Raw genomic sequence first — 12144 nt, 5'->3', positions numbered from 1 at the left:
CTCGTTCTGTGTTGGATTGGGGAAGACGCCCCCTTGCCCGCACGGCTTTAGCAGAGCATGAACCGCGACACCATGGCCCCTCCGATCCGTTTCAAATCCCGCCTGCTCTGCATCGCGCTCGCGCCCCTCTTCCTCGCAGCGTGCGATGCGAGTGCACCCGCCCCTCCGCCCGAAGAACCGCCGCTGGCGGGCGCCGATATCGGCGGGCCGTTCGAACTGACCGGGGAAGACGGCAAGACGTATGGATGGGACGATTTCGACGGCAAGTACCGGATCGTCTATTTCGGTTACGCCTATTGCCCCGATGTCTGCCCGACCGATGTGCAGCGCATGGCGCAGGGGCTGAGACTGTTCGAGACGGAATCGCCCGAGCTGGCGCGGCAGATCCAGCCGATCTTCATCACCATCGACCCGGCGCGCGACACACAAGAAGTCGTCGGCGAATTCACCGACGCCTTCCATCCGCGCCTGCTCGGCCTCACGGGAACGCCCGAACAGGTCGAGAAGGCGGCCGAGGTGTTCCGGGTCTATTACCAGAAGGGCGCGGACCAGCCGGGCGGCGGCTATCTGATGGATCATTCCAATTTCACCTTCCTGTTCGGCCCCGACGGGGCACCGCTGGCCACGCTGCCGACCGATCTTGGCCCCGAGGCGGTGGCCGAGGAACTCCGAAAATGGGTGAAATGAGGGACCGGTTCTGGGAGCGCCCGCTGGCCGAGCTATCGCCCGAGGAGTGGGAGGCGCTTTGCGACGGGTGCGGGCGCTGCTGCCTCCACAAGATCGAGGACGAGGATACCGGCGAAATCGCCGACACCAATGTCGCGTGCCGCCTGCTCGATTGCGAGACCGCGCAGTGCAGCGACTACCGGAACCGCAAGAGCTTCGTGCCCGATTGCCTGCGCCTGACCCTCAAGATCGTCGACAGCGTCGAATGGCTCCCCCGCACCTGCGCCTATCGCGTGCGCGCCGAAGGGCGGCCTTTGCCCGACTGGCATTACCTGATTTCCGGTGACCGGCAGGCGGTGGTGCGTGCGGGCGTATCGGTGTCGGGCCGCGTCATCAGTGAAACCCGCGCAGGGCCGCTCGAACACCACATCGTCGAGTGGGATGATGAAGAGGCAGACGGTATCTAATGAAAGCGGGCGCCATGATCGAATGGCTGCGCGCCGATAGCCCGTCGAAACCGGCGAAACCGGCGGTGCCGCCGCAGATCGAGCTGCTGGGCCGTGCCATTCCCATCCATATCACGCGCCACCCCCGCGCGCGCCGATTGACCATGCGGCTCGCCCCCGATGGCGGTGCGGTGCGCGTCACCATGCCGCGCTGGAGCCGCCAGGCCGAAGCGATCCGCTTCGCGCAGGACCGGCGCGCATGGCTCGAAGCGCAGGCGGCCAAGGTTCCGACCCGCGAGGACCCGGTCGCGCGCGGCCATATCCTCTGGCGCGGGCGGACGCTCGCGATCGACTGGCGCGCCGATGCGCCCCGCCGCCCGGTCCTGACCGGCGACACGCTCGCATTGGGTGGCCCGGCGGAAACGGTGTCGAAACGCCTCGCCCGCTGGCTGGAAAGCGAGGCGGAGCGTCTGATGGCCCATGATGTCGCCTTCTATTGCGAGCGGGCGGGCATCGCCGCCCCGCCCCTGCGCCTGTCCCGCGCGCAGCGTCGCTGGGGCAGCTGTTCGAGCAGCGGGACGGTGCGGATCAACTGGCGGCTGGTGCAGGCACCCGACGCGGTGCGCCGCTCCGTCGTCGCGCACGAAGTCGCGCACCTCGTCCATTTCGATCACAGCCCGGCCTTCCACGCTTTGCTCGCCGATCTGTACGAAGGCGACCAGCGCGAGGCGGATGTGTGGCTCAAAACCGAGGGACGCTCGCTCTACGCCGATTTCGGGTGAAACGCTCGCCTCTGGCACTTTCGCGTCCGACGCTCTATCTTCTGCGTCATGCGCCTCTCCACGCGATTCAACCCGGTCGGCGGGATTCAGGATTTCTGGTCCGAATTCACCCGGCCCAATCCCTATCGCTGGCCGATCCTGATCGCGTCCATGCTGTGCACGTTCGGCCTGTTGTTCTGGGTGACGAAGGAACGTGTCATCGGCCCGCCCGCGCGCCCCGAGGTGACCTTCATCTCGACCTTCGCCGAAGGACGGACGGACGATGAGATCGTCGCCTCCAACCTCGCCAACCAGCGATTGCAGGACCAGATCCGCGAGGAACAGGCCGTGCGCGAGGAAGAGGTGCGCGACATGTATCGCACGCTCGGGCGTGCGAGCGGCCTCGATGTCGACGCGATGGAAGCCGAGATCGCCGCCGATCGCGCCCGGCAGGAAGCGCGCCGCGAACGCCTCTTGGAAGCGGCGGGCATCCCTTCCCGGACCCAAGCCGAAGCCGATCCTGAAACCGCCGCCGAATAAGCTGACCGCAGCGCAGGACCGGCGCTGGCTCGACGCGGCAGCGCGGCTGGCGCTGCGCGGGCGCCCGCTCGCGCGTCCCAATCCGTCTGTCGGCGCGCTGATCGTCAAGGATGGCCGCGTGGTCGGACGCGGCTGGACGCAGGCCGGGGGAAGGCCCCATGCAGAGGCGGTCGCGCTGCAACAGGCCGGCGCCGCCGCGATAGGAGCGACGCTCTACGTAACGCTCGAACCCTGCGCTCACCTGTCGCCGCGCGGCCCGTCATGCGCCTCGCTGCTCGCGGAGAGCGGGATCGCGCGCGCCATCGTCGGCTGCGGCGATCCCGATCCGCGCACGGCGGGACAGGGCCTTGAAAGAATGCGCGCGGCGGGGATCGAGACCGCGCTGGTCGATCATGCCGCATCCCGGAAAAGCCTCGCAGGCTATCTGATGCGCGCGCATTTGGGGCGCCCGCACGTCACGCTCAAGCTGGCGATCTCGCTCGACGGATGCATCGCCCTGGCCGACGGGTCGAGCCGCTGGATCACGGGGGCCGAAGCGCGCGCCCACGTCCATTCGCGGCGCGCGCTCGCCGACGTGATCCTCGTCGGCGGCGGCACCTGGCGCGCCGACGCGCCCCGGCTCGACGCGCGCCTTCCCGGGCTCGCCGATCGCAACCCCGAGCGCGTGGTCCTGACGCGCGGGACGATCGAGGGTCCCCGCTGCATCGCCTCACCCGAAGCGATCGCCACGCTCGATGCCCAATATCTTTATGTCGAAGGGGGCGCCGCCACCGCAGCCGCTTTTCTCGCCGCCGATCTGGTCGACCGTCTCGACATCTACCGGGCGCCCATCGTGATCGGGAACGGCCTGCCCGCCATCACGGATATCGGGCTTGGCGATCTTGCCGAGGCGCATGGCCGCTGGCAGAGGGCCGAGACCCGCCTTCTCGGCGAGGATATCTACGAGCGCTTCGAGCGCGTCCGCGACAAAGGATAATCGCATGTTCACCGGCATCGTCACCGCCATCGGCCGGATCGCCGCCGTCGAGAAGACCGGCGATACGGCGGTACGGATCGCCTGTCCCGACGCCGCGCAATGGCAACCCGATGCGATCGCGCTGGGCGCCTCGATCGCCTGTTCGGGAGTCTGCCTGACCGTGACCGAAACCGGGGCCGATGCGGACGGCCCGTGGTTCGCGGTCGACGTTTCGGGCGAGACGATCGCGCGCACCGTTCCCGATATGTGGAGCGAAGGCCGCCCCCTCAATCTCGAACGCGCGCTCAGGATCGGGGACGAATTGGGCGGCCATCTGGTCACCGGCCACGTCGACACTGTGGGTGAAGTCGTACTCGCGCGCGAAGACGGCGGATCGCGCAAGATCGCCATCCGCATCGGTCGCCAGCACGCGCCCTTCGTCGCGCCCAAGGGCTCGATCACCATCGATGGCGTGTCCCTGACGGTGAACGACGTGCGCGACCGGCCGGACGGGTCCTGCGATTTCTCGCTGAACCTCATCCCCCATACGGGCGAGGTCACGACGCTGGGTCGCCTCGACGAGGAGGCCCAAGTCAATCTCGAGATCGACGTGCTGGCCCGCTATCTCCAGAGAATGCGCGCGCTCGACCCGAATTGAGCGGGCGAGAGCGCAAGAGGCGGGTCAGCCCGCGACCTTTTCCAGCGCCGCGATGAAATTGTCGATATTGCCGCGGTGAAGCCCGGCCACGTTGATCCGGCCCGATCCGGCCATGTAGATCCCGTGATCTTCGCGCAGCTTCGCGATCTGGTCGCTCGACAGGGGCAGGACTGCAAACAGGCCGTTCTGATCGGCCAGTGCGCCGAGATTGAGACCGGGAATGGCCGCGTCCGCCGCCGCCAGCCGTTCGCGCACGCCGCGCATCCGCTCACGCATGTCGCCGAGTTCGTCGAGCCATTCGCGCGAAAGACCCTCGTCCTCAAGCACGATCCGCACCGCCGCGCCGCCGTGATCGGGTGGCATCGACCAGGTAGCGCGCGCCAGCATGTTGGCGTTGGACATGATCGTATCAAGATCGTCGGGCTTCTTCGCCAGCACGTAGAATGCGCCCACGCGGTCCCGATAGAGGCCGAAATTCTTGTCGCAGCTATAGGCGACCAGCGCCTCGGGCACGGCAGCGATCACCTGGCGCACGCCCGCCGCATCCTCGTCCATCCCGTGGCCGAGGCCCTGATAGGCGATGTCGAGAACCGGGATCACCGCACTCGTCGCAAGTGCCTCGGCGATGGCGCGCCATTGCTCGTCCGTGTAATCGATCCCGGTCGGGTTGTGGCAGCATCCGTGGAGCAACACGACATCGCCCGCCTCCCCTTCGCGGACCACTCGCAACACCGCTTCGACATTGGCGGTCCCATCGGGAAGGGCATGGTCGAACGGCACCGTCTCCAGACCCAGATCCGCCACGATCTGCGCGTGGTTGGGCCAGCTGGGCGTGCCGAGATGGACGCGCCGCGTCCCCGCCTTTTGCGCCAGGGCCAGCGCCAGGCGCACCGCGCCGGTCCCGCCCGGCGTCTGCATTCCCGCGATCCGCCCGCCGCGATCCGCGTCCTCGCCGAAGATATGCGGCATAAGACCCGACACGAAGGCACCATCGCCTTCCGGGCCGAGATAACTCTTGGAATCCTGCTCGTCGACGAGGCGCTGTTCCGCGCCCTTGATGGCCTTGAAGACCGGCGTGGCGCCATCGCCGGTGCGGTAGACGCCGACCCCGAGGTCGATCTTGTCCGCGCGCGGATCGGCGGCGTGAAGCTTGATGAGCGCGAGCAGCGCATCGGCGGGCTGGGCTTTGAGAGCGTCGAGCATGGGCGCGTCCTTGCCCGCGCACAGGGGCGCCCGCAACAGGGAATTGTCTATCGCATGGACGAGATCGGCTTCACCCGCGCTCTCGATCAATCGATCAGAAGGGCAACCAGCGCTGCTTCTTCGAGAATTTCATGTAGCCCGCATTGATGCCGAGCCTGAGGCCTGCGCCGACCCTGATCGGGATCAGGACGACATCGCCCTTGCGCAGGTAACTCGCGGTCATCCCGCCGATGGCATAGGCCTGCCCCTCGCCTGCGGGATAGCGCTCGTAGAGTTCCTCGCTGTCGTAGAGATTGTAGACGAGGACGAAGGTGCTGCCCGCATTGGCGCCCGCATCGAAGCCGATCGACGGTCCGGTCCAGTAGACCGGCCGCTCGCCCTCCACCTTGTGATAAAGCGTCCCCGAACCGTAGCGCGCGCCGACAATGAAGGCGCCGCCAGCCTCGCGCCCGACGATATAGGCGTTGGGCTGGCCCTGTTCGGCGAGGAGTTTCTGGATCAGCTTCGCGACCCCTTCGGCGCCCTTGCCGAACACGCCCTCGGCCGCGCCTATCAGATCGTCCTCGCGATAGGTCGTCGTGGGATCGTCGGCGGGGGAGACCTGCGCCTCGGGAACAGCCACGGTATCGCCGGCCACATCATTCCCGGAATCGCTCCCAGGGTCACTCCACATGGGCGCGGATGTCTGCGTGGCGGTGTCATCGGGATAGGACACGCTGGGTTCGGCGGGACGCGGATCGGCATAGACGTCGCGATCGCCGGGGCTTTCCTCGAGATCGCCATCGATCGGCGCCTCATAGGCGTCGTTGGGATCGACTCGTTCGACCTGCGCGGAAAGCGGAGCCGCCATCAGGCCGAGTGCGGCAAGCCCGGTCGTGAAGGCTGTGAAGAGCGGGCGCATGGCGATCATGGTCCGGTTGCGCGGCAAGGATGCGGCGGACAGGTTCATGGCGGGGTTCCCCTCCCTTGGGCCAGACAGGATGGCGCGCGATCCACGGACGCGCCTCTACGGTTAACACGAGACGGCGTGGATCGCACCACGGCAATGAGCGCGCGATGAACCGAATCCGAAACGCGCCGAAGCGAGTCCGTCAGGCCGTCAGGCCGTCAGACTGGCAGGCGGATCGTGTGGCTCTCCCCGAGCAAACCCCCTTGAAGCGAACCCCACCCCCCGTTATAGCGCGCCCCTCGCAGCCGACGTGCTCGCTGCGGAGACGTGGGTGAGTGGCTGAAACCAGTTCCCTGCTAAGGAACCGTACTCTATCAGGGTACCGAGGGTTCGAATCCCTCCGTCTCCGCCACCACCCTTTCCCCCATTTTCCACCGATGACCTGAAAAAGCCAAGCATTTGCGCGGCTTATCAGGTGATTCGGGTCCCACACTGTCCTTGCTCATCCATCGGTGTCCGATTGGATTTGTGGGAATAAATGTGGGAGAATTTGCAGCCATGGGTAAGCTTTCGGCAACAGCGGTAAAGGCCGCCTCGAGACCCGGCAAATTAGGCGATGGCGATGGGCTTTACCTCGTGGTGAAGTCGTCGGGCACGAAGAGCTGGATGGTCCGGGTGCAGAAAAACGGCAATCGCCGCGATTTCGGTCTCGGAGGCGCATCGAAGATATCGCTGGCGGTCGCACGTGAGCGGGCCCGCGAGGTTCGAACCTGGGTCGAACTGGGACTGGACCCGCTGTTCGAGCGCCGGAAGGCGGAAGGCATTCCCACCTTCCGGGAAGCCACCGCCAAGGTGCTCGCCCAGCATCGATCGACCTGGCGCAACGAGAAACACGAGCAGCAATGGATCAGGACGCTGGAAGCCTATGCCTTCCTCCCTCGCATGCCGGGAAAGACGAGCTCGCAGTTTCTCACGCGCAGTTCCATGCAGCGCTCGATGATCAGTATTGCCCGATCGCACAGCGGCACGACATGCTCGCGATTGGCTTTCATCCGCTCCTTGGGAATAGTCCAGAGCTTCTCGCGCAGATCGAACTCTTCGAACACCGCATGGCGCACTTCGCCTGAGCGGGCCGCGGTCAGGATCGCAAACTCCAGCGCCAGCCTGCTGTAGCTCTCGCGCTCGCGCAGGCGCGGGATGAAGTCAGGCACCTTAGCATAAGCCATGGCCGCGAAGTGGCCTTCCTTCTTCGGCTGGCGCGGCAGGCCCTTGCTGATCGCGCGCATGGGCGCCTCGCTGTCCCGGTATCCCGAAGCATAAGCCCAGTCGAGCACGGTCCCGATCCGCTGGCGCACCCGGCGCGCCGTCTCAGGCTTTGCCAGCCAGATCTCGGCCAGCACATTGCGGATCATCGGTCCCGTGATGTCATTGACCTGCACATTGCCAAGATGGGGGAAGGCGATGTCCGATATGACGCTGACCAAGCTGCTGCGCGAGATGAAAGAGAGTTGCACGGTTCACGGCTTCCGCTCGGCGTGGCAACTGCCATGACAACGCAGTGGTCGAGAGCTTCTTCAACCTGCTCAAACGCGAACGCGTCCGGCGGCGGACCTATCGCTCACGAGACGAGGCCAGACAGGATGTGTTCGATTACATCGAGATGTTCTACAACCCGATACGCAAGCATGTGAGAAACGGGATGCTGTCACCCGTAGAGTTCGAACGGCAGCAGATGATGAGCACCGAGGGCGTCTAGAAAACTAGGGGCTATTCATCAATGTCCGTAGCGTGAGCGTTCTTCCTGCCATGTCTCGTCAGTTAGATTTTCACGCATGTTCGCGTCGAAAGCTTCGAGTGAAACCTCAGCTGGAAACACCATTTTAGAACCACTTTCGAGTTTAAGCCGAGCAAGTTCAGTTAGTGCTTGATGGAACGACCACGCTCCTATCGCGAGCCAATCGTCGTGGTCGATCTGGGGCTCCAAGCTGTCGTAGCAGTGCACAACGCTCCAAATTGGGTCTCCTGAGCCCGAACTGGCATCGCTCGTCAGAATGATGGAGTCCGGCCACAAAGTGCGGATGCGTTCAAACAAGTGTCGAGCTTTCATTGCAGGTAATATACAAGCTTGGATCGTAGCCTTCCAGAGGCCAATGACGTATGTCGGCTAACCACCCCGTTCTTGCCATCTCCGCCCGGCGGAATGATCACCAAATCCGGACCTTCCGCTGCCGACGCCGTTTACGACATCTTGGCAACGCGCATCAGTTTCCGTCCAGTAGCCCTACCGTGTTTCCCTCTGGATCGCTGAAATCTGAATAGCGGAGGGCTTTGTATCCATCGATTTACTCGGCTTCGGAACACTTCTTCGGCCTCGTTTCTCTTGGCCCAGGGACCTCGCACAATATCTAGCAAATGTCCCCGGCCAAGATCCAACTCAGCTATCCTGCCTTGATCACTGAAAGTCGAATGTCGCGAAAAAGGACGTTCGTAGACCTTCCACAATTAGGTTTCGGATCATAGAAAATTGCCTTTCAGTACCGGATTTGGAACACTCTTTATTGGAGTCGCCCTAAGGTGCGACTTCCAGCAACTCGTCATACTTGCAACCGTATTCCCCGCGATCGGGTGTCGCGAGAAGATCGCCAGTGAAGGTCAGTCTCTGACCCAGTTTGAGCTCAAGGTTCCTGTAGCGCAATACGCGGCCATCGAAGGAAGAATTCGCCGGCAGTATCAGACCGGAACGCCCCCCGTCCCGTTCGACAAAAAGGCAGCCATGCTCATATCCGAGAACGCCCTCTGCGCCCTCAAGAGCGGATTGGCCAGGCGTTCCGTCGGCGGCGCTCAACGCGCCGTGACGGTCGAATGGGTATTGCTCTTCTGCGGTGTTAACGGGCGCCTCTTCTGACGCACAGGATGCGAGGCCCAAGGCGAACGCGAGACTCAGAATTTTTTTAGTATGCAAGGCGATAATCCCACGAATATACGTCGTCGATGCTCGTATAGGTGATGCTGAGCGACTGCGCCGAACCGAGATAATGCGCGGAAGTCAGCAACTATTCCGAAGTTGCGCAATCGGGTGAACGTCCGCTTCCTTAACCCAAGATCCTAAAAGCAGCCTGTCGGCAAACCACCCCAGTTCTCGCCGTTAAGACCAAGTGTGGATTGTGCCAGAAGCGGACCAGCAGATTGCAACGCCAAAGCGGCCATGTGAGACAGCCTCCTGCTTCCCGATATCTGCCGTCGACTCAGCTTATGCGCTTCAGCCATTTTGGGGCCGCTTCGAGACAGTCTGGTTTCGGGCGTTTTCCTAAGGAAACGGACAATCCGTTCGCAACCCAAATCGCATTCAAAGGCAACCCCGTAAAGTTAACGACATAACTCACGTCCCGGCCATTTCGAAGACAATGCCTGTCGCAATGAGGTGCAAGCGATCGCTGCCTTACTGATTTTTATCGGAATGGTTGCGCCTATCCGGTTTCGGCCTGTGCGTTACGGGCAGCAGCAATCGCCGCTGCAAGCTCTTTTGCTGGACCCACTCCCCAGTAGTGGAGGAAGTAAAACATCGGTTCACCGCCGATCATGTGGTTATGCAATGCTACGATATGGATATCCCGCTCGCGCAGTGCGCGGAGCACGGGCTGGACTTCGTCCTCGGTCATGATGAAGTCACCATCCACGGCGGCAAGGTCGTTGGTGCCCGAGAACGCCGCCCAGGTCGTAAGCCCCATCGAACCACCGATCTCAACGCCGTGCATGCGGCCTTGGCGAGCGAAGGTGTATTTCACGACACCATCGGCGATGCTTGGCTCGGTGCCCAAGATTTCGCTCAGCGCCAGGGCTTCGATCGTGCCGTTTGCATCCGGCGTCATGCCACCGAAACTGCGCTGCGGCGTCGGCGAGGCGGCGCGCACTTCCTTGATGGCATCCCAGACGGCTTTTACACCCGCTGCCATCTTGGCGGTTTCCCCATGCCCGCCGATATGCATAAAATAGACCGGCGGATCGTCGAATATGAAATGATTGTGCAGCGCGGTGACGGTCAACCCGTTGGCGAGGGCAGCGTCCATCGCGGCTGTTATCTCATCCTCGAATACGACCGTGTCGCCCATGACCATCACTCCGCCATCGACGGGTTTGAAGGCAGCCCATGAGCCGAGACCTGCCGGGGGATCGAGGCGCATGCCGTCGACCATCACCGGCACGTCGGCGCGCGTCCAACCGATGCGTGCGACCCCATCGTCGGTCATGGTGACCTCCGAGTGCGATGCCTCGAAAATCAGTGCCTCGAGATTGCCGAGATTATCCTGCGCGTGAAGAGCCGCCGACATCGCTGATAGCGATAGAGCCAAGCCGCCGACGAACAATGTTCTGCGTAATTGCTTCATCTTAGTTCTCCTTGGATGTGATTTCAGGTGCCAGCCATCATTGCGAGGTAATACAGCGACCCAATGAGTGCGCTCACGAAGAGAACGAGCAACATCCCGATCTTGAAGCGCAGCATGGCGATCAGGGCCGCAGCGGCAATGACGACGGAGGCGACGTCGATCGTGGCGAAGTCCGGCACGAGCAGGCGTGCGCCGTAACCTCGAACCTCGTCAAGCCGTGCGAAGGCAACGTGCAGCGCAAACCAGATGGCAAGGTTTAGGATCACACCGACGACTGCTGCCGTCACCGCCGAAAGCGCCGCTGTCAGAAGCTTCACGCCGCGCAGTTTTTCGATAAATGGCGCACCAAGGAAAATCCATAGGAAGCACGGCACGAACGTGACCCACGTGACGATGACCGAAGCCGCGATGCCCGAAGCCACCGGGCCTAACATGTCTGCTTCGCGATATCCCCCCATGAACCCCACGAATTGGACGACCTGGATCAGTGGACCCGGCGTGGTCTCCGCCATGCCCAACCCATCGAGCATTTCACCGGGGGCAAGCCAGCCATGCGTCTGCACGGCTTCCTGCGCCATATAGGCCAGCACGGCATACGCGCCCCCGAATGTCACGACCGCGAGCTTGGAGAAGAAAACCGCCAGTTCCGTGAACACGTGATTTGGGCCAACAAGAAGGATCAGCGCAATTATGGGAGCTGCCCAGATGCTGCCCCAGATCAAGGCCGTGCGGACTGCTCCGCGCCATGTAGGCTGCGCTTTCGCCATACCGCCTGTATGAAGCACGGCTTCCGGCTCGCTCTCCCCGTCCTCGGTCGTTTCACGGGCGCGAATGACCAGAAACCGTGCAGGATCGAAATGCCCTCCAAGAAAACCGACCAGCGCGGCGGCCGCGATAATCAGCGGGAAAGGTGCATCGAATGCGAATATCGCCACGAAGGCTGCGGCGGCAATCAGATACATGGGCCAAGTTTTCAATGCCCTTTTCCCGATGCGCAGCAGGGCCTCGATGACTATGGCGAGCACCGCCGCCTTAATGCCGAAGAAAATCGCCTGGACGAAGCTGGCCTCCTGAAAACTGGCATAGAGCACGCTAAGCGCCATAATGCTGAGGAAGCCGGGAAGGACGAACAGGCATCCTGCGACGAGGCCACCGCGAACGCCGTGGAGCAACCAGCCAATATAGGTGGCGAGCTGCATGGCTTCCGGTCCGGGCAGGAGCATGCAGTAATTGAGCGCATGCAGGAACCGGTTCTCGCCGATCCAGCGCTTTTCATCGACTAGAATGCGGTGCATCACCGCGATCTGGCCGGCTGGCCCACCAAAGCTCAACGCGCCTATGCGCGCCCAGACACGCACCCCATCGGAAAACGGGATCGGAGTTTGTTCTACGGAACCTGAATTAGCGGGAGAATTCATCAACGCGTCCTTCGCACACAGCTCATCGAGCCGGACTTGGGCGCATTGCCTTACCGGGCGCCGGAATAAGTGCCCGAAGTCAAACTGCTAGATCATTGATCTGGTGTTGTCAAAAGCCTTACGCGAACAGTCTGCCTTGCCCTTGGAGAATGTCGGCTTTCGAAATCTGGATCTGTATCTTCAATTTCCGGAATGAGGGCGCGTAGCTGCCGGGGCTTGCTAC

13 protein-coding genes, 1 tRNA gene and 2 pseudogenes are annotated in these 12144 nt (G+C 63.0%); 10 read left to right on the top strand and 6 right to left on the bottom strand.

Annotation, left to right across the window (positions count from 1 at the left end; translation table 11 throughout):
* The first annotated feature begins 57 nt into the window (after positions 1-57).
* Genes GRI47_RS01175 through GRI47_RS01150 form a run of 6 tightly spaced genes read left to right on the top strand, consistent with a single transcriptional unit; the run spans position 58 to position 4026 of the window.
* Complete coding sequence (locus tag GRI47_RS01175; protein WP_160659579.1) at positions 58-687, top strand: SCO family protein; 630 nt, start codon at positions 58-60, stop codon at positions 685-687.
* Entirely contained in the window at positions 675-1133 is a 459-nt protein-coding gene (locus GRI47_RS01170) for a YcgN family cysteine cluster protein (RefSeq protein ID WP_160659578.1), read from the top strand. Before GRI47_RS01175 ends, GRI47_RS01170 begins: the two co-directional genes overlap by 13 nt.
* Positions 1134-1147: 14 nt before the next feature.
* The gene (locus GRI47_RS01165; protein WP_160659577.1) at positions 1148-1894 is read left to right on the top strand and encodes a M48 family metallopeptidase; all 747 of its coding nucleotides are present in this window, start codon (positions 1148-1150) and stop codon (positions 1892-1894) included.
* A 48-nt stretch (positions 1895-1942) separates the two neighbouring features.
* Positions 1943-2413 carry a hypothetical protein gene (locus GRI47_RS14910; RefSeq protein ID WP_160659576.1) on the top strand — a complete coding sequence of 157 codons (471 nt, stop codon included), beginning with the start codon at positions 1943-1945 and terminating at the stop codon, positions 2411-2413.
* 1 nt (position 2414) lies between these two features.
* The gene (gene ribD / locus GRI47_RS01155; protein ID WP_237452686.1) at positions 2415-3389 is read left to right on the top strand and encodes a bifunctional diaminohydroxyphosphoribosylaminopyrimidine deaminase/5-amino-6-(5-phosphoribosylamino)uracil reductase RibD; all 975 of its coding nucleotides are present in this window, start codon (positions 2415-2417) and stop codon (positions 3387-3389) included.
* 4 nt (positions 3390-3393) lie between these two features.
* Positions 3394-4026: a riboflavin synthase gene (locus tag GRI47_RS01150; RefSeq protein WP_160659574.1), complete on the top strand. Its 633-nt coding sequence runs from the start codon at positions 3394-3396 to the stop codon at positions 4024-4026.
* 24 nt (positions 4027-4050) lie between these two features.
* Here GRI47_RS01150 and GRI47_RS01145 read toward each other — a convergent pair whose 3' ends face one another.
* Together GRI47_RS01145 and GRI47_RS01140 are read right to left on the bottom strand one after the other, a co-directional pair.
* Complete coding sequence (locus GRI47_RS01145; protein ID WP_160661233.1) at positions 4051-5229, bottom strand: amino acid aminotransferase; 1179 nt, start codon at positions 5227-5229, stop codon at positions 4051-4053.
* A gap of 94 nt (positions 5230-5323) precedes the next feature.
* Positions 5324-6178 (bottom strand): DUF1134 domain-containing protein, encoded by an 855-nt coding sequence (locus tag GRI47_RS01140; RefSeq protein ID WP_160659573.1) that lies wholly within the window; start codon positions 6176-6178, stop codon positions 5324-5326.
* A 261-nt stretch (positions 6179-6439) separates the two neighbouring features.
* On the opposite strand from GRI47_RS01140, the gene GRI47_RS01135 reads away from it, so the two are divergent.
* Both GRI47_RS01135 and GRI47_RS14905 read left to right on the top strand, forming a co-directional pair.
* Positions 6440-6530 (top strand) — tRNA-Ser (locus tag GRI47_RS01135).
* Positions 6531-6676: 146 nt separating this feature from the next.
* Positions 6677-6874: pseudogene (locus GRI47_RS14905) on the top strand (Arm DNA-binding domain-containing protein); the annotation flags it as partial.
* A gap of 167 nt (positions 6875-7041) precedes the next feature.
* On the opposite strand, the gene GRI47_RS15230 reads toward GRI47_RS14905, so the two are convergent.
* A complete protein-coding gene (locus GRI47_RS15230; protein WP_337190613.1) occupies positions 7042-7632 on the bottom strand; it encodes a tyrosine-type recombinase/integrase in 591 nt (196 codons plus the stop codon).
* A gap of 14 nt (positions 7633-7646) precedes the next feature.
* Here GRI47_RS15230 and GRI47_RS01125 point away from each other — a divergent pair.
* Positions 7647-7874: pseudogene (locus GRI47_RS01125) on the top strand (IS3 family transposase); the annotation flags it as partial.
* Between the two features lie 18 nt (positions 7875-7892).
* Here GRI47_RS01125 and GRI47_RS01120 read toward each other — a convergent pair.
* Complete coding sequence (locus GRI47_RS01120) at positions 7893-8210, bottom strand: hypothetical protein (RefSeq protein ID WP_156488969.1); 318 nt, start codon at positions 8208-8210, stop codon at positions 7893-7895.
* A 432-nt stretch (positions 8211-8642) separates the two neighbouring features.
* Here GRI47_RS01120 and GRI47_RS01115 point away from each other — a divergent pair, with 432 nt between their 5' ends.
* Positions 8643-9023 (top strand): hypothetical protein, encoded by a 381-nt coding sequence (locus tag GRI47_RS01115; RefSeq protein WP_160659571.1) that lies wholly within the window; start codon positions 8643-8645, stop codon positions 9021-9023.
* A 562-nt stretch (positions 9024-9585) separates the two neighbouring features.
* Here the strand turns inward: GRI47_RS01115 and GRI47_RS01110 are convergent.
* Both GRI47_RS01110 and chrA read right to left on the bottom strand, forming a co-directional pair.
* Positions 9586-10503, bottom strand: coding sequence for a DUF1259 domain-containing protein (locus GRI47_RS01110; RefSeq protein ID WP_225081837.1), 918 nt, complete (start codon positions 10501-10503; stop codon positions 9586-9588).
* Positions 10504-10526: 23 nt separating this feature from the next.
* Entirely contained in the window at positions 10527-11921 is a 1395-nt protein-coding gene (gene chrA / locus GRI47_RS01105; RefSeq protein WP_160659570.1) for a chromate efflux transporter, read from the bottom strand.
* Positions 11922-12144 lie beyond the last annotated feature (223 nt).

The sequence above is a fragment of the Qipengyuania pelagi genome, assembly GCF_009827295.1.
GTDB classification, from domain to species: Bacteria; Pseudomonadota; Alphaproteobacteria; order Sphingomonadales; family Sphingomonadaceae; genus Qipengyuania; species Qipengyuania pelagi.
Note: the sequence above shows the minus strand (reverse complement) of the source record. Positions and strands in the feature narration are given on the sequence as shown.